The organism is Belnapia sp. F-4-1 (assembly GCF_000802185.1).
In the GTDB taxonomy this organism is placed as follows: Bacteria; Pseudomonadota; Alphaproteobacteria; order Acetobacterales; family Acetobacteraceae; genus Belnapia.
Map to the genome: position 1 here is coordinate 4632518 of NZ_KN676113.1, position 17155 is coordinate 4649672.

16 protein-coding genes and 1 tRNA gene are annotated in these 17155 nt (G+C 70.4%); 6 read left to right on the plus strand and 11 right to left on the minus strand.

Annotated features, from left to right (window positions below):
* Positions 1-19: 19 nt before the first annotated feature.
* From LH62_RS21880 to LH62_RS21895, 4 genes are all read right to left on the minus strand, one after another.
* Positions 20-2095, minus strand: coding sequence for a 3-hydroxyacyl-CoA dehydrogenase NAD-binding domain-containing protein (locus LH62_RS21880; protein ID WP_043364252.1), 2076 nt, complete (start codon positions 2093-2095; stop codon positions 20-22).
* Between the two features lie 82 nt (positions 2096-2177).
* Positions 2178-2717 carry a chromate transporter gene (locus LH62_RS21885; RefSeq protein ID WP_043364254.1) on the minus strand — a complete coding sequence of 180 codons (540 nt, stop codon included), beginning with the start codon at positions 2715-2717 and terminating at the stop codon, positions 2178-2180.
* Positions 2710-3267: a chromate transporter gene (locus tag LH62_RS21890; protein WP_201445568.1), complete on the minus strand. Its 558-nt coding sequence runs from the start codon at positions 3265-3267 to the stop codon at positions 2710-2712. The genes LH62_RS21885 and LH62_RS21890 overlap by 8 nt, the downstream gene beginning before the upstream one ends.
* A gap of 82 nt (positions 3268-3349) precedes the next feature.
* The gene (locus tag LH62_RS21895) at positions 3350-3982 is read right to left on the minus strand and encodes a helix-turn-helix domain-containing protein (RefSeq protein WP_052214806.1); all 633 of its coding nucleotides are present in this window, start codon (positions 3980-3982) and stop codon (positions 3350-3352) included.
* A gap of 86 nt (positions 3983-4068) precedes the next feature.
* On the opposite strand from LH62_RS21895, the gene LH62_RS21900 reads away from it, so the two are divergent.
* From LH62_RS21900 to LH62_RS21915, 4 genes are read left to right on the plus strand one after another with little or no spacing between them, the layout of a single operon-like run.
* Positions 4069-6084, plus strand: coding sequence for a hydantoinase/oxoprolinase family protein (locus tag LH62_RS21900; protein ID WP_043364260.1), 2016 nt, complete (start codon positions 4069-4071; stop codon positions 6082-6084).
* Positions 6085-6087: 3 nt separating this feature from the next.
* Positions 6088-7740 carry a hydantoinase B/oxoprolinase family protein gene (locus LH62_RS21905; protein ID WP_043364261.1) on the plus strand — a complete coding sequence of 551 codons (1653 nt, stop codon included), beginning with the start codon at positions 6088-6090 and terminating at the stop codon, positions 7738-7740.
* A gap of 28 nt (positions 7741-7768) precedes the next feature.
* Positions 7769-9349: an ABC transporter substrate-binding protein gene (locus tag LH62_RS21910; protein ID WP_043364263.1), complete on the plus strand. Its 1581-nt coding sequence runs from the start codon at positions 7769-7771 to the stop codon at positions 9347-9349.
* 9 nt (positions 9350-9358) lie between these two features.
* Positions 9359-10636, plus strand: coding sequence for an FAD-binding oxidoreductase (locus LH62_RS21915; protein ID WP_043364265.1), 1278 nt, complete (start codon positions 9359-9361; stop codon positions 10634-10636).
* Positions 10637-10669: 33 nt separating this feature from the next.
* Here the strand turns inward: LH62_RS21915 and LH62_RS21920 are convergent, their stop codons facing one another.
* Positions 10670-11722 carry an LLM class flavin-dependent oxidoreductase gene (locus tag LH62_RS21920; RefSeq protein ID WP_043364269.1) on the minus strand — a complete coding sequence of 351 codons (1053 nt, stop codon included), beginning with the start codon at positions 11720-11722 and terminating at the stop codon, positions 10670-10672.
* A complete protein-coding gene (locus tag LH62_RS21925; protein WP_052214807.1) occupies positions 11719-12402 on the minus strand; it encodes a glutathione S-transferase family protein in 684 nt (227 codons plus the stop codon). Before LH62_RS21925 ends, LH62_RS21920 begins: the two co-directional genes overlap by 4 nt.
* 251 nt (positions 12403-12653) lie before the next feature.
* Between LH62_RS21925 and LH62_RS28645 the strand changes: the two genes are divergently transcribed.
* Both LH62_RS28645 and LH62_RS21935 read left to right on the plus strand, forming a co-directional pair.
* Positions 12654-13022 (plus strand): glycine zipper domain-containing protein, encoded by a 369-nt coding sequence (locus LH62_RS28645; RefSeq protein ID WP_052214808.1) that lies wholly within the window; start codon positions 12654-12656, stop codon positions 13020-13022.
* A gap of 67 nt (positions 13023-13089) precedes the next feature.
* A complete protein-coding gene (locus LH62_RS21935; RefSeq protein ID WP_043364271.1) occupies positions 13090-14052 on the plus strand; it encodes a tripartite tricarboxylate transporter substrate binding protein in 963 nt (320 codons plus the stop codon).
* On the opposite strand, the gene LH62_RS21940 is transcribed toward LH62_RS21935, so the two are convergent.
* The 5 genes from LH62_RS21940 to LH62_RS21960 form a co-directional block, all read right to left on the minus strand.
* Positions 14039-15202: a benzoate/H(+) symporter BenE family transporter gene (locus LH62_RS21940; protein ID WP_043364273.1), complete on the minus strand. Its 1164-nt coding sequence runs from the start codon at positions 15200-15202 to the stop codon at positions 14039-14041. The two genes, LH62_RS21935 and LH62_RS21940, sit on opposite strands and share 14 nt — an antisense overlap.
* Positions 15203-15312: 110 nt before the next feature.
* Positions 15313-15741, minus strand: a complete 429-nt coding sequence (locus LH62_RS21945; RefSeq protein WP_043364277.1) for a hypothetical protein — start codon at positions 15739-15741, stop codon at positions 15313-15315.
* Between the two features lie 113 nt (positions 15742-15854).
* Positions 15855-15930 (minus strand) — tRNA-Lys (locus LH62_RS21950).
* Positions 15931-15991: 61 nt separating this feature from the next.
* Entirely contained in the window at positions 15992-16585 is a 594-nt protein-coding gene (locus tag LH62_RS21955; RefSeq protein ID WP_082012718.1) for a peptidylprolyl isomerase, read from the minus strand.
* A gap of 22 nt (positions 16586-16607) precedes the next feature.
* A complete protein-coding gene (locus LH62_RS21960) occupies positions 16608-17153 on the minus strand; it encodes a peptidylprolyl isomerase (protein WP_043364279.1) in 546 nt (181 codons plus the stop codon).
* Between the last annotated feature and the right edge of the window lie 2 nt (positions 17154-17155).

The window sequence follows — 17155 nt, forward strand, 5'->3', positions numbered from 1 at the left end:
TCTCCTTGTCGTTCTCGGTTCAGGCGGCGCGCTTGAGGGTGGCGAAGCTGCCGCCCTCGGCCGCGAGTTTCTCGATCAGGGCGCAGGGTTGCAGGTTGCGGTCGCCCGTCGCCTCGGCGTAATGCGCCAGCTTTTCGCGCACCGCCTTGAGCCCCATCCGGTCGGCCCAGAACATGGGGCCGCCGCGGAAGGCCGGCCAGCCGAAACCATTGGCGAAGATCACATCGATATCGATGGGCCGCGAGGCAACGCCTTCCTCCAGGATGCGGGCGCCCTCATTGACCATCGGCAGCAGCAGCCGCTCGAGGATCTCCTGATCCTCGATCTTCCGCCGCCGTACCTGCATCTTCTCGGCGGTGTCGAGGATGATCTGCTCGACCTCCTTCGAGGGGATGCGCTTGCGGTTCTCGTCGTAGTCGTAATAGCCCTTGGAGGTCTTCTGGCCGAGGCGCCCGGCGGTCACCACCGCATCCGCGATCGGCGCCACCGTGCCGCGCGCCTTGCGCACCGCCGCGCCGATATCGAGGCCGGCGAGGTCGCCCGTTGCCAGCGGGCCCATCGCCATGCCGTAACCTTCCATGACGCGGTCGATATCCTGCGGCAGGCAGCCCTCCAGCAGCAGCTTCTCCACCTGCGGGCCGCGCTTGCCCGTCATGCGGTTGCCGACGAAGCCGTCGCAATTGCCGACCAGCACCGGCAGCTTGCCGATTCGCTTGCCAACCTCGGTCGCCGTGGCGATGGCCGTCGCATTGGTCGCCGAGCCGCGCACATTCTCCAGCAGCCGCATGACATTGGCCGGGCTGAAGAAATGCATCCCGATGACCAGCTCCGGCCGCTTCGTCGCCGAGGCAATCCCGTCGATATCAAGGGTCGAGGTGTTGGAGGCGAGCACCACGCCCGGCCGCGCCGCCTTGTCGAGCCGCGCGAAGACCTCCTTCTTCACCTCCATGTTCTCAAACACGGCCTCGATGACGAGATCCGCCTCGCCGACCGCCTTCTCGAACTCGGTCGTGCCGCTGAGCAGCGCGCGACGCTTCTCGTACTCCGCCTGCGAGAGCCGCCCGCTCTTCACGGTGCGCTCCCAATTCGCCTCGCAGCGCTTCAGACCCTTCTCCAGCGCCTCGGCGGAGGTCTCCACGATCGTCACGGGCAGGCCGAAATTCGCCGCCGACATGGCGATGCCGCCGCCCATCGTCCCGCCGCCGATGACGACGAGCTTCTCCACCGGCAGCGGCTTGGCATCCGCCGGCAGGTCCGGCACGCGCTGCGCCTCACGCTCGCCGAAGAAGATGTGCCGCAGCGCCTGGCTCTGCTCCCCGGCGACGAGGCGCTGGAACTGGTCGCGCTCCACCTTCAGCCCCTCCTCGAAGGGCATGGTGAAAGCGGCCCGCACAGCCTCGACGCAGCCAAGCGGGCTCTCCTGCCCGCGGGTCCGCGCGGTCAGCGGCTTCACCGCCGCATCGAAGGCCGCGGCGTCATAGCCGGCGATCTTGTCGTTGCGGTTCCGCGCCAGGGTGAATTGACGCCCGGCATTGGCCCGGGCCCAGTCCACCGCCGCTTGCTCCAGCGGCCCCTCCAACACGGCATCGACGAAGCCGAGCTTCACCGCCTGCTCGGCCGTGACCGGCTCGCCGCCGACGATGATCTTCAGCGCCTCGAGCCCGATCAGCCGCGGCAGCCGCTGCGTGCCGCCGGCGCCAGGGACGAAACCACGCTTCACCTCGGGCAGCCCGACCTGCGCCCCGGGCGCGGCGACGCGGGCATGGCAGGCCAGCGCCAGCTCCAGCCCGCCCCCCAGCGCATTGCCGTGGATGGCCGCGACCACCGGCACCGGCGAGGCCTCGATCGCGTCGAAGACATCGGTGAGCGATGGCGGCACGCGCGGCTTGCCGAACTCGGTCATTTCGGCACCCGCGCTGAAATTGCGGCCCGAGCCGATGATGACCACGGCCTTGGCCCCGGAGGCGGCCTTCAGCCCCTCCAGCAGGCCGGCGCGCACTTCGGTCCGCAGCGTGTTCACGGGGGCATTGGCGATGCGCAGGACATGCACATCCCCGTCCCGGGCGTGCTCGACGAATCGGGGCGCATCGGCCATGGGGCGTTCCTCGTTCTTGGTCGTGACTGGCCGCGCATCCTGTTGCGCGGCCCCTCTCCCTGTCAACGGGACAGGTAGCAGGCTAACTGCCGATGGCGCCCACCTGCTGGAGCCCGGCATAGAGCAGCGCCACCACTGCCATCACGGCATAAGGGCTGGCGCCCCGCAACAGCGCGATGGTGCAGAGGGCAAGGGTTGCGACCTCCATCCAGCCCGCGCCATCCGCCCGCAGCAGCGCGTAGACGCCGGCAAAGATGAGCCCGACCGCCACCGGCGCCAGCCCGCGCTCGATGACCCGCCGCGCCGGGCTGTCGCCCCGCCGCCGCCACCAATGCCCGATCGCCAGCAACAGGCAGGACGAGGGCACATAGAGGCCGAGCGCCCCCGCCAGCGCCCCGAGGAAGCCCGCCGCCTGCCACCCGACCAGGGCGCAGATCAACGAGCCCGGCCCTGGTGCCGCCCGGGAGATGGCAAAGAGGTCGGTGAACTGCCCGGCCGACATCCAGCCGTGCACATCGACCGCTTGGCGCTGCATCTCGGCGAAGATCGAGGGGCCGCCGCCGAGTGAGATCAGCGAGAGCGGCGCGAAGACCAGCAGCAGCGCCAGCAGCCGCTCAGCCACGCACCCTGCCCTCGGCCCATGCGAGGCCGATGCTGGCCGGGATCAGCACCGCCACCACGGGGATCATCGGCCAGCGCAACAGCCCGATGGCGACGAAGGTCGATCCCACCACCGCCCAAGGCCAGGCGCCTCGCATCCGCCGCGCCGTCCGCAGCCCGGTGGTCAGGGAATTTGCCAGTCCCGCCGCCGCCACGCCCCCCAGGACCACGGCGAAGCCCGCCATGCCCATCCCCCAGCCATAGAGCAGCGCCAGGCCGAGAATCACGAGGAAAGGTGGCCCAAGGATGCCGAGGAAGGCCATCGCCGCCCCCGGGACACCGCGCAGCTGCTGACCGATATAGAGGGCGAGGTTCACGCTGTTCGGCCCCGGCAGCACCTGGCCGAGCGCGACCCCGGCGAGGAAGCCCTCCTCGCTCATCCAGCGCCGGCGCTCGACGACCTCGCGGTGCATCCAGCCGGCGAGGCCACCGCCGAAACTCGCCAGGCCCATGGATGTGAAGACGCGCAGGATATCGAGCAGCCTGGCCTGCGGCGGGTCCGGTAGGAGCACCACATCCCCCGATGGTTGCGCCGCGCAGTCTTCCGCCCTTCGCCGCCCCTGTCGAGGCCGCCGCCTTGTCCGGCATGGCAGGTCAGTAGAGCGGCGGCGTCACCGCCCAGAGGACGACGCAGCGCAGCGGCCCGAGATTTCCGAAGCGATGCGGCAGGGTGCTGACGAACCGGAAGGAATCGCCCGCCTGCAACCGGCTCGCGGCGCCATCCACCTCGAGGTCCAGCACCCCTTCCAGAACCGTGCCGGCATCCTCGCCGGCATGCTGGTAAGGCGCCTCGCCGGAGGAGCCGCCGGCCTCGATGGTGATCAGCATCAGCTCGATCTTCCCATCGCCCTCGGGGCTCAGCAGCTCCTTGGTGATGCCCTTGGCCGAAAGGTCCAGCACGCGGCGCTGCGCACGCCTCAGGACCCAGGACGGGCCCTGCGGCAGGGCGCCGGGGTCGCTGAAGAACCATCCGATCGGCACCGCGAAGATCTCAGCGATCTTCTGCAGTGAACGGATCGAGGGGGACGAGACCCCACGCTCGATCTGGCTCAGCATGCCGACCGAGAGGCCGCTGCGGGCGGAAAGCTCCTGCAGCGTCCATTCCCGGCGCTGGCGCATGCCGCGCAACCGCCCCCCGAGCACGGGCTCGCGCTCCGGCCCGGGTGGGCCCGGATCCACAGCGGAGGTGCCGGCCATGGCCGTGGTCCTGAGGCTTTCCTCGGTCATTGAAAAAATCGCCCAGGCATTTTCAATCTGATTGCAGAGCCGCCGTGATGCGTTAAGCTACCCTCCAGCAGGTCTGGAAGCAAAGCATGCGTGTCGGGATCGAGGTCGGGGGCACCTTTACGGATCTGGTCGCGGTCGATCGTGGCGAGGTGCGCGTCATCAAGGTCCCCTCCACGCCCCGAAGCCCTGATATCGGTGCCTTCAACGCGCTCGGCGCCGCCGGCATCCCGGCCGAGACGGTGACGGACTTGGTGCACGGCTCCACCGTCGCCACCAACGCCATCCTGGAACGCCGCGGCGCCGACATCGCCTTCATCGCCACCCGCGGCTTCCGCGACATCCTCTTCATGCAGCGGCACGACCGCCGCCGCATCTACGACCTGCACTACGCGAAGCCCGCGCCGCCCGTGCGCCGGCGCGACTGCTTCGAAGTGGCCGAGCGCATCGGCGCCGATGGCACGGTCATCCAGCCGCTCGACGAGGTGGAGGTGGCGCGCGAGCTGCTGCCCGCCCTCGCCGCCGGCGGCTACCGCGCCGTCGCCATCTGCCTGCTCTCCGCCTATGCCTCGCCCGCGCATGAGATGCGGCTGAAGGAGATGATCGCGGCCGCGCTGCCCGGCCTCACCATCGCCGCCAGCCATGAGGTCGCGCCGGAATTCCGCGAGTTCGAGCGTGCCTCCACCACCGCCCTTTCCGCCTATGTGCAGCCGGTGATCGACGGCTATCTCGCCCGCTTCGAGGCGACGCTGGCCGAGGCCGGCTTCCGCGGCCATTTCAGCGTCATGCAGTCCAATGGCGGGCGCATGCCGGCGGCGGCCATGCGGCGCAATGCCATCTCCGCCCTGCTCTCCGGTCCCGCGGCCGGCGTCGTTGGCGCGATCCGGCAGGCGGCGCGCTCCGGGCGCGGCAACCTTGTCACCTTCGACATGGGCGGCACCTCGACCGATGTCTCGCTGGTCCAGGATGGCGAGGCCGCGCTCGCCGCCGAGACGGAGGTGGACGGGCTGCCTATCCGCACCCCGGTGCTCGACATCGTCACCGTGGGCGCGGGCGGCGGCAGCCTGATCTGGATCGATGACGGCGGCATGCTCCGCGTCGGGCCGCGCAGCGCGGGGGCCGAGCCGGGGCCGGCCTGCTATGGCCGTGGCGGCACCCAGCCGACCGTCACCGACGCGCATGTGGTGCGCGGGACCATCCGGCCAGATGCCTTCCTAGGCGGCGGCATGTCGCTCGACGCCGATGCCGCCCACCGTGCCTTCGAGGATGTGGCCCGGCGCCTCGGCACCGATATCCGGGGAGCGGCGGCGGCGGCGATCCGCCTCGCCGTCGCCAATATCGTGCGCGCCATGCAGCTCGTCTCCACCGAGCGCGGCCGCGATCCGCGCGACTACGCGCTGCTGCCCTTCGGCGGTGCGGGTCCACTGCTGGCCGCCGAGATTGCGGAGGAGCTCGGCATCCGCGAGATCCTGGTCCCGCCCAACCCCGGCGTCATCTCCGCGCTCGGCCTGCTTTCCGCCGACTACGTGAAGGTGCGCGGCGCGACGCGGCGCCTGGCGCTCGATGAGGGGACGCCCGCCGTCATCGCCGCCGACTGCGCCCGCCTGCGGGCCGCGACGGAGGCGGAATTCGCCGAGCTCGGCCTCACCGGCCCACTGGAGCCGAGCCTCGAGCTCGACATGCGCTTCATCGGCCAGGCCTTCGAGATCCCGGTCACGGTCGACCCCGGAATGCTTGGTGGGCTCTCCGCCGCCGACCTGGCGGAGCGCTTCGCCGAGGAGCACCGCCGGGTCTATCTCCATGGCGGCGAGCCGGGACGGAAGGTGGAGCTGGTGGGCCTCCGCTTCGGCCTGCGCCGCCGCCTCGACGCCCTGCCCGAGGTGCGGGAGCGCGCCGCCGAACTGGCACGCCCGGCAACGGCCGAGGTCGTGACCGGCGGCGCCACGGTGCAGGCGCGCCTTGCCGATGCCGCGACGCTCGGCATCGGGGAGGTGGTACAGGGACCGGCGCTGATCGAGGGCTACTCCTCCACCACCTGGGTCCCGCCCGGTTGGAGCGGCGCGCGCGATGCCGCCGGAAACATGCTGCTGCGGAAGGAAGGCTGAGCCATGCAGCTCGATCCCGTCGAATACGCGATCCTTAGCCAGTCGGTGATCGCCGCCGCGCGCGAGATGGGCGTGAAGCTCATCCGCTCCGCCTACTCCACCATCCTACGTGAGGCCCGCGACGGCTCGGCCGCGCTGCTCGACGCCGAGGGCTTCACCGTCGCCCAGGCCGAGCTGATCCCGATGCAGCTCGGCAGCATCGGGCCGATCTTCCAGCCCTGCAAGGCGATGTTCCCGAAGGAGACGCTGGAGGAGGGTGACTTCCTCGTCATCAACGATCCCTATTCCGGCGGCCAGCACTTGCAGGACGTCTTCTTCTTCCACCCGATCTTCGTCGAGGGCGAGGTGATCGGCTTCGCCGCCTCCGTCGCGCACCATCTCGACCTCGGCGGCGGCGCGCCCGGACTCAACGCCGCCGCGCGCGACGTCTATGCCGAAGGCCTCATCATCCCGCCGATGAAGCTCAACATGGCACGCGACTGGAACGGCGGCGGCTTCCAACGGCTGCTGCGCGCCAATGTCCGCGTGCCGCAGCAGACCATGGGCGATTTCGATGCGCAAATCGCCGCCAACAATATCGGCGTGCTGCGCGTGCAGGAGCTCGCGGCGCGCTACGGCAAGGCCAAGGTGAAGGCCACCATGGCCGCGCTGCAGGATTACTCCGAGCGCCGCATGCGCGCCGCCATCGCCCAGGTGCCGGACGGCACCTATCGCGGCGAGGCGCAGATGGACGACGACGGGCTTGGCCGCGGGCCCATCACCGTGCGCGTCTCCGTCACCGTCGCAGGCGAAGCTATCTCCGTCGATTTCGCCGGGACCGATCCGCAGGTCGGCACCAACCTCAACTGCCCCTTCGCCTCGCTGATCTCCGCCTCGGTTTCCTGCCTCAAGGCGGCGCTGACCAGCCCCGACATCCCCTTCAATGATGGCGCGCTGCGGCCGATCACCGTGACGGCACCGAAGGGCTCGCTGCTCAACCCGAACCATCCGGCACCGGTGCGCGCGCGCATGGTCTCCGCCTCGCGCGCCTGGAATGCGGTGATGATGGCGGTCTCGCAGGCTGCGCCGGAGCAGGCCATCGCCCAGGGCTATGACACGACGACGGCCTTCTGCCTTTCCTGGCTCGGGCCGCAGGGCTGGTCCGTCTATCTCGAAGTCTATGGCGGCGGCTATGGCGCCGGCATCGGCAATGACGGCTGCGATGCCGTCGACAACCCACTCTCAAATTGCTCCAACACGCCGGTCGAGGCGATGGACCAGGACTTCTCCTTCTTCCGCGTCACGGAATACGCACTGCGGCCCGACAGCAGCGGCCTCGGCGCCCGGCGCGGCGGCGCCGGCTTCAGCCGCAGCTACGAGATCCTCGCCGAGGAGGCGCTGGTCTCCTACTACAGCGACCGCTTCACCGGCGCCGCTTCCGGGCTCTTCGGCGGCGGCAAGGGCGCCTCGGGCCGATGCGAGGTGCGGCGCGGCGGCGAGGTCATCAGCCTCGACAGCAAGGTCTCCTTCCCTCTGCGGCGCGGCGACGTCGTCACCATCAGCCTCGGCGGCGGCGGCGGCTACGGGTCGCCGGCGGAGCGGCCGGCGGCGCTGATCGCGCGCGACCTCGAGGATGGCATCATCACCCGGTCACTGGCGGACTCCTGGGCCAGCTAGCTCCACCCCTGACAGGCGAGGCGGGACCATGAAGCGACGGCATTTCCTGCAAGCGGCCGGAGCCGCCACCTTCGCGGCCCCCTCATTGGCCCAGGCCCAGGGCTCCCGCGTCATCCGCTTCAAGCCGAATGCGGATGCGACCATCCTCGACCCGCTCTTCAGCACCGCCTTCTCCACCCGCTACCTGGCGCTGCTCAGCTACGACATGCTCTATGGCCTGGACGATGCGCTGAACCCGCAGCCCCAGATGGCCGCCGGCCATGTCACCGAGGAGGATGGCAGGCTCTGGCGCATCACCCTCCGCGAGGGCCTCCGCTTCCACGACAACGAGCCGGTGCGCGCGAGCGATTGTGTGGCGAGCCTCCGCCGCTGGGGCCGCGTCGATGTCATGGGCCAGATGCTCATGGCGGCGACCGATGAGCTCTCGGCGCCCGACGACCGCACCATCCTCTTCCGGCTGAAGCACCGCTTCCCGCTGCTGTTGCACGCGCTGGCCAAGAGCACGAGCTACATCCCGGTGATGATGCCCGAGCGCCTCTTCGCCGCCGACCCGACCAAGCAGGTGATGGAGGTGGTGGGCAGCGGGCCCTACCGATATGTCGCCAATGAGCGGCTGAACGGCGCCCGATCCGTTTGGCAGAAATTCGACGGCTATGTGCCCCGTCCGGACGGCGTGCCGCAATTCACCTCCGGCCCCAAACGCGCCTTCATCGAGCGCGTGGAATGGCAGATCATCCCCGATCATTCGACCGCCGCCGCGGCCGTCGTCAGCGGCGAGATCGATTGGTACGAGGACCTGCTGCTCGATCTGCTGCCGGTGGTGCGGCGCGAGCGCAACGTGGTGGTCGGCAGCTACAACCCGGCCGGCAATATGGGCATCCTCCGGCTGAACCACCTGCAGCCGCCCTTCGACAGCCCGGCCATCCGCCGCGCACTGCTCGGCGCGGTCAACCAGGCCGAGATCATGACGGCGGTCGCCGGCAACGACCCCGCGCTCTGGAACGGCAAGGTCGGCGTGTTCTGCCCGAATTCGCCCATGGCCTCCGATGCCGGGATGGAGGCGCTGACCAGCCCGCGGGACCCGGCCAGGGTGCGCAGCGCGCTCCAGGCCGCCGGCTACAAGGGCGAGAAGATCGGCTTCCTTTCGGCGGTGAATTTCGGGACCATGGCGCGACAGGTGGATGTCGCCGCCGACCAGTTCAGCCGCGCCGGCCTCAATGTGGAGGTGATCCCGGTCGATTTCGGCGTCTGGCTGCAAAGGCGCGCCAATCGCGGGCCGGTCGACCAGGGCGGCTGGAGTTGCACGACGACTCTGCTCCCCGGCCTCGACTTGTGGGACCCGACATCGCATCTCGCGCTGCGCGGCAACGGCCTCTCCGCCTGGCCGGGTTGGCCAACGAGCGAGGCGCTGGAGACCCTCCGCGCGCAATGGGTCGAGGCGCCGGACCAGCCAGCTCGGCAGGCGATCGCGCGGCGGCTGCAGGAGCAGGCCTTCATCGACGTGCCCTATATTCCGACGGGCCAGTGGCGGGACCTCACCGCCTATCGCCGCAACCTGACAGGGATGCTCACCGGCATGCCGCTCTTCTACAACCTGCAGAAGGGCTAGGCTTCGCCGATGACGCCTCTGCCGCCCAGCCTCTACGCCGCGACCGCGCGCCCGGCGCCGCCGACCCCACCCCTCGCCGGCGACCGGCAGGCGGATGTCGTGGTGGTGGGCGCCGGCTTCACCGGCCTTTCGACCGCGCTGCATCTCGCCGAGCGCGGCGTCGATGTGGTGGTGCTGGAGGCGAATGAGCCAGGCTGGGGCGCCTCTGGGCGCAATGGCGGGCAGGTCAATCCCGGGCTCAAGCCCGACCCGGACGAGGTGGAGGCGGCGTTCGGGCCGGAGCTCGGCGGGCGCATGGTGCGCTTCGCCTGGGGCGCGCCGGAGACAACCTTCGCCCTGATCCGCCGCTGGCAGATCGCCTGTGATGCGCGCCAGGGCGGCACGCTGCGTGCCGCCTACCAGCCCGCGCATGCCGAGGCCGTACGCCGCTCGGCCGAGCAAGGGATTCGCCGCGGCCTGCCGGTGACGCTGCTGGAGCGCGACGCGGCGCGCGCGGCGACGGGCGCCGACCGCTACCTCGCGGTGATGCGCGACGCGAGCGGCGGCGACCTGCAGCCGCTGGACTACGCCCGCGGCCTGGCGCGCGCCGCCATGCAGGCTGGCGCCACTGTGCATGGCGGCACGCCCGTTACCGCGCTGTCCCGCGCCGAGGGGCGATGGCGCGTCGCCACGCCGGGCGGGACGGTCACGGCCGATACGGTGATCCTCGGCACCAACGGGTACACCGGCGATCTCTGGCCCGGCCTCCGCCGCAGCATCGTCCCCGTCTTCAGCTCCATTGCCGCGACGGTGCCGTTGCCGGAGGCGGTGGTGCGCGACATCATGCCGATGCGGGCCTCGCTCTACGAAAGCGGCCACATCACCGTCTATCTGCGGGTGGACCAGCACAACCGCCTGCTGATCGGCGGCCGCGGGCCGCAGCGCCCGATCACCGACCCCTCGCCCGTCGCCTATCTCATCCGCTATGCGGAGCGCCTCTGGCCCGCGCTCAAGGGCGCCGAGTGGGCGCATGGCTGGAATGGCCAGCTGGCGATGACGCCGGACCACTACCCGCATATCCACCAGCCGGCGCCGGGGCTGCTTTGTTGTCTCGGCTATAACGGTCGCGGCGTCGCGCTCTCGACGGCGATGGGCGGCGAGGTCGCGCGGCTGGCAACCGGCACGCCGGCCGCCGAGATCGCCATGCCGGTGACGCCGATCCGCACGATACCCTTCCACGGCTTCTGGCGCCTCGGGGTGGCGGCGAAGGTTTGGGAAGGCCGCCTCCGGGACCGGCTGGGGATGTAGGGCTGATCGACCTCGGATCGCCCGGCCTGTTCGTCACCGCATGCGGAGATGCGCGAGCCGTGGCATCACATGCTCGGCGAAGCGGCGCATTTCCCGCTCGAAGGGCTGGAACTGGGTCAGCAGGGTGTCGATGCCCGCGGCATGGAACTGCATCAGCCGCTCGGCGACCTGTTGGTAGCTTCCGACCGTGCCGGCCGAGGTCCCGCCATTGGTGCCGACGCTCTCGTATTTCGCCTGGGTCTTCCGCATGGCGACGGCCGGGTCGGTATTGGCCTTCACATAGGCCTTGATGTCCGTGTCTTCCGCCGCCAGCTCGAGCAGCCGACGGTATTCCGCTTGGGCCTCCTCCCCCGTCTCCCGCGCGATGACGAAGGTGGAGAGGCCGAAGCGCACCGGCTCGCCTTGGCGCGGCCGAGCCCGCACATCGGCGATCAGTGCCTGCACGTTCTCCAGCGGCTGCCCGTTGATGAACCAGATGTCGGCCTGAGCTGCGGCCAGGTCCCGCGCCGGCGGGGATTCGCCGCCGATGTAGATGCGCGGGCGCGGCCGGGCCGGAGAGGTTGGGCGGAGGAGATAATCCCTGACCTGAAAGAAGCGCCCTTCGTGATGCACTTCCTCCCCCCGCATCAGCCGCTCCACCAGGGACAGCCACTCGGCGCCATAGGCGTAGCGCTCGTCATGCTCGCGGAAGGTGAGGCCCGCATCCTCGATCTCCTTGCGGTTCCAGGCATTCACCAGGTTGATGGCGAAGCGGCCGCCGCTGATCTCCTCGATCTGCAAAGCCATCTTGGCCAGCACCACGGGGTGGTAGAGCATGGGCTTGATGGCGGCGATGATCTCGATCCGGCGCGTCTCCGCCGCGAGCGCGGCCGAGGCGGTCCAGGCCTCCAGCTGGCCGAGATCGGTGCGGTGCGGGTTCATCGTATGCTGGGCGACGAGGACGCAGTCATAGCCCAGCACCTCCGCCTCCAGCACTAGGTCGCGGTTGCGTCGCCAAGAGGCGTCATAGGGCTCCTCCGGGTCCCGCAGCGCGGCGCGGTTGCCATGGACCAGCGCCCAGATGCCGACTCGAAGCGGATGGGTCATTCCCGGCTCTCTCCGTTGCGTCCCGCGAATTCGGCGTCCCGCTTCGGGATCAGGTCATAGGGCAGGGCGAAGCCCGGCAGGGCGGCCAGGCGCTGCGCCCAGGCTTGCAGATGCGGCCAGCGCGCGATCTCGATCCCGCCTTCGGCCATGAACACCATCCGGCCCCAGCAGCCGATATCGGCGATGGACGGCGCCTCCTCGCCCACGAGCCAGTTCCGCCCGTCGGCGAGCGTCCGGTCGACGACATCCAGAGCCGCCTCGGCCAGCGGCACGAAATACGCCATCACGGCCGGGTCCACGCTGCGGAAGCGGTGGTAGTGCCGGACCTTGGCGATGTTGGTGACGGCATCCGCCTCCCAGGACAGCCATGCCTTGGCGGCCCAGCGAGCCTGCTCCGACCGGCCGCCGAGCCGGCCAGTCGCCTGTGCCAGGTAGTCGAGGATGACGTTGGACTGGATCACGGTCAGCCCGCGATGCCGCAGCGTCGGGACCTGCCCATGGGGATTGAGGGCCAGATAGGCCGGCGATTTCTGCAGGCCGGTCTTCAGGTTCACGGTGCGGAAGCTGAAGGGCAGACCGGACAGGGAAAGGAAGAGCATCGGCTTGTAGCTCGAGCTGCTGGTGAAGCTGCCGAACAGCACCAGGCGCTCCGGATCCTCCGCATCCGCCGTGTTCACCATGATGCCTCCCTGCGCAGGCCATCCGGCCGGCCTCATTCTGGGACAGTCCCACCGGTCCGGCCACCCTAGGCCAGCAGTCTTTTCCGGGAAGGCCCGGATCGTCCGGCGCCGATCGTCCCTCGGCTGCAGGCCCCGGTTGCGCCCTGCCCCGGCTTCGCCATGCCGCCGCCATGGCCTCGCCCCATCCGCGACGGTTGATGCAGCCTTCCCGGCCGTCGTGCGTTGCGAGGGCGGATCGGAGGTTGAATGAGATGAAACCGAGGCTTTGGCTCGCGGCCCTGGCGATGCTCCCGCTCTGCGGCTGCATCGTGGAGTCCACGCCCTATTACGCCGCGCCACCCTCCAACACGGCAGCCGGCGCGGTTACCGGCGCTGCAGCCGGCGGCCTGCTCGGTGCCGCGGTTGGGCATGGCGGCGGGGCCGTCCTCGGCGGCGCCGCGGCGGGTGCACTGGTCGGCGGGCTGATCGGCAATTCGGTGGACCAACGGAGTGCCGCCCCCACCCAGGGCTACTACGCCCAGCCCCAGTATCAGCCGCAATACCAGCCCCAATACCAGCAGCAGCCCTATGCGGACCCCTATGGGCAGCCCTATGCGGAGCCACCCCAGGACGGCTGGTAGCCGGCGCGCTTCCCCCGGCCAGCCCCCATGGGCATGATCCCGGCAACAAGAGACCGGAGGATCGCCCATGCATCGTCGCCATCTACTGGCGGCTGCCGCCGTCCTGCCCGCCATCGCCCGGGCTCAGCCCGCCTGGCCGAGCCGGCCGATCCGCCTGATCGTCCCCTTCCCGCCCGGCGGGCCGAACGACATCATCGCCCGGCTCTACGCCCAGCCGCTGACGGCGATGCTCGGCCAGCCGGTGGTGATCGAGAGCCGCCCCGGCGCCGGCGGCGTCATCGGCGTCGATGCTGCGGCCAAGGCGCCGCCCGACGGGCATACGCTGGTGCTGACCAGCAGCGGCGCCCTGGTCATCATCCCGCATGTCACCAACACCGTTCCTTATCGCGTTCCGCAGGACCTCACCCCGGTCAGCATCGTCACCCTGGTGCCGGAGGCGCTGGTAGCCGTGCCAAGCCTCGGCGTCAGCGATCTCGCCGGACTTAGGGCGCTGGCGCAGCGGCCCGGCACGAGGCTCGCCATCGGCACGGCTGGGGCGGCCGGCATCTCCCACCTCGCCGCCGAGATGCTGCGGCTGCAAAGTGGAATGGAACTTACCGTTGTCCCTTACCGTGGCGCCGCGCCGGCGGTGACCGACCTGCTGGGCGGGCAGATCCAGCTGCTCTTCGCCGACCTGCCGGTGGTGCTGCCGCATCTGCGGAGCGGCGCGCTGCGGGCCCTGGCCCTGGCCAGCACGCGCCGCAGCCCGATCCTGCCCGACCTGCCGACTACCGCTGAAGCTGGCCTGCCGGAGGTGCTGGCCGATAACTGGTACAGCCTGCTCGGCCCCGCCGGCCTGCCCACCGCGGTGGTGGACCGCCTTTCCACCGCGCTGAAGGAGGCGAGCGAGACACCGGCCGTCCGCGACGGCCTCCGCGAACAGGGTGCCACCGCGCAATGGACCAGCCCCGCAGCCTTCGCCACGACCATCGCCGAGGAATCCGCCCGCTGGCAGCGTGTTGCCGAGGCGGCTCATATCAGGCTCGAGTGAACGGCCCCGACCGGTGCAGGAGAAGCATCGCACCGCCCGCGAGCAGCCCCCAGAAGGCCCCGCTGACGCCGAAGATAGCGAGCCCCGAGGCGGTGACGAGGAAGGTAATGATTGCCGCCTCCCGCTGCGCCGGCACCGCCACCGCGCCCTGGATCGCATGGCCGAAGGCCCCGAGCAGCGCCAGCCCTGCCACCGCCTGGATCAGCACCGGCGGCGCCGCGGCCATGAAGGCGACCGCCGCCCCCGCCAGCAGGCCGAAGCCGACATAGACGGTGCCCGCCACGACCGCAGCCCACCAACGCCGGGCCGCATCCGGCTCCGCCTCAGGGCTTGCGCAGAGCGCTGCGGTGATGGCGGCGAGGTTCACCGCATGGCCGCCGAGCGGCGCCCCCGCCAGGGAGAAAAGCCCCGTCACCGCGAAGAGCGGCCCTGCCTCCGGCCGGAACCCGTTGGCGTTCAGCACCGCCATGCCGGGGATGTTCTGGGAAGCCATGGTGACGATGAAAAGCGGCACCCCGATTCCAATCGCGGCCGCGAGGGTGAAGCGCGGCATCACCCAGGCCGGCACCGGTCCCGCCGCCGCGAGGATGCCGGGCGGCAACTGGATCGTCGCCAGGATTACCCCGACTGCCACCAGCAGCGCCGCCGGCACCGCCAGCAACCGGTTGATCCGCCCGACCACCGCCCAGGTGAGGATGATGGCGAGGCCTGCCACGGGCGCCTCCGCCAGCGCCCGCACCGGCGCCAGGCATAGCCCGAGCAGCACCCCAGCCAGCATGGCGTTGGCCAGCGGCGAGGGGATGGCGGCCACGGCCCGGCCGAAGGGCCTCCACAGCCCTGCCAGCACCAGCAGCATACCGCTCACCACGAAAGCCCCGACCGCCACCGGGAAGCCACCCTCCGGCATCGCCGAAGCCGCCAGCAGCGCTGCCCCAGGGGTCGACCAGGCGACGCTGATCGGCATCCGCCGCCACAGGCTCAGCCCGATCCCGCAGAGCCCCATGGCGATGGACAGCGCCATCAGCCCCGAGGCCGCCTCTTCCGGCCCCGCCCCCATGGCGCGCAGCCCTTGCAACACGACGGCGAAGGAGGAGGCGAAGCCGACGAAGCCGGAAAGCAGCCCGGCCGCGAGGGCCGGCAAGGAGGGCATGCGATCGAGTCCCGGTCAGCGCTGGCGGCGCCGGTAAAGCATGGGTCCGGTTCCGGGACCAGGGCATGGGTACCGCGGGCCCGGACGCCCCTGGGCTTGATCACATGGTTCTAGCTGCGCCGCTTCCCCGCCTCGCCGGCCACGGCCCTTGGCGGCTGCGCCTGCCCGCTAAGCTCGCCGAGCGCCCGGGCCAGCATCGCCGCCCCCATCGGGGGGACGAAGATCTGCGTGGTCGCCGCCGCGGCATGCCGGAACTGCAACAGGATGCGGCCGTCGGTGGCCTGGCTCGCCATGCAGCCGGTGGTGTCGAGCGGCGGCCGGTCGGTCGGCACGATGGCGGTGCGCAATGCATCGCCACGCTCGATCCGCTGCCGGTGCGCATCATCCGCTCCGGCACGGAGGGTGACCAGCAACCGCTCCGCCACCAGCAGGGGGATGGCGAGGGCGAGCGGCCCCGCCGGCGTCTCAAGAATGATGCGGACCCCCTCCGCATCGGCCGCCACCTCGTCCGAGACGCCGATGATTGGGTAGTCGCTCATGATTATGTTCCGGACTTCCGCGGTGTTTGGGCCGAACAGGATGCGCTTCGGCTCCCGCTCCGATCCAGTCTTAAAGTTAGGTAAACCGTCCGGGTTGCGTAAGGCGCGGGGGTTGGTGAGCCGGGTGGGATTCGAACCCACGGCCACGAGATTAAAAGTCCCGTGCTCTACCAGCTGAGCTACCGGCTCACAGGCGCCGCCATGCAATGCGGGCGCCCCCAAAACCCTGGAGACGCCCGCCTGTCAAGCCTCAAGCCGCAGCGGGGGCATCCGCGGCAATGTTCGCCTTGATCAGCTTGTCCGGACCCTGGACCATGCCGTTGCCGCCGGAGCCGCGCTTGATCTTGTCCACGACCTCCATGCCGGAGACGACGCGGCCCCAGATCGTGTACTGGCCGTCGAGGCTCGGCGCCGGAGCGAACATGATGAAGAACTGGCTGTTCGCGCTGTCCGGGTTGTTGGTCCGCGCCATGCCGCAGGTGCCGCGCACGAAGCGCGCCTTGGCGGGCGGCGAGAACTCCGCCGGAAGGTCGGCATGGCCGGCATCCCGCGCGCCGCCCGTGCCGGTGCCGGTCGGGTCGCCGCCCTGGGCCATGAAGCCCTCGATCACGCGATGGAAAGGCGTGCCGTCATAGAAGCCGGCGCGCACCAGCATCTTGATCCGCTCCACATGCTGCGGCGCCAGGTCGGGGCGCAGCTCGATCGTCACCTTGCCGTCCTTCAGCTCGAGGATCAGCGTGTTCTCCAGCGCCGGATCGGGCGTAGCGGCGGCAGGTGCCGCTGCGGGCTCGCCGATCGGCGGTTCGCCGGGGATCTCGGCAGGGCTGCCGGCTTCGTCGCTCATGGCTCTCTCCTCGGTAATTGATTCAGGCGGTGACGATGCGGGCGCGGATCAGCTTGTCCGGGTTCTGCACGACCCCGTTGCCGCCGCTGCCCCGCTTGATCCTGTCGACCGCATCCATCCCGGCGACCACCTTGCCCCAGATCGTGTACTGGTTGTCGAGGCTCGGCGCCGGGGCGAACATGATGAAGAACTGGCTGTTCGCACTGTTCGGGCTGCTGCTGCGCGCCATGCCGCAGGTGCCGCGCAGGAAGCGGTACTTGTTGGTGAACTCGGCCGGCAGGTCCGGCAGGTCGCGCGCGCCGCCCGTGCCGGTGCCGGTCGGGTCGCCACCCTGGGCCATGAAGCCCTCGATGACGCGGTGGAAGGGCGTGCCGTCATAGAAGCCGCGGCGAACCAGCAGCTTGATTCGCTCGACATGCTTCGGCGCCACATCGGGCAGGAACTGGATGGTGACGGTGCCGTCCTTCAGCTCCAGCTGCAACCGCTCCTCGGCTTGTGCCAGGGCGGGGGCTGCAAGGCTGCTGGTCGTGGCGAGGGCGGCGAGCCCTGCCAGGTCGCGTCGGCGCATAC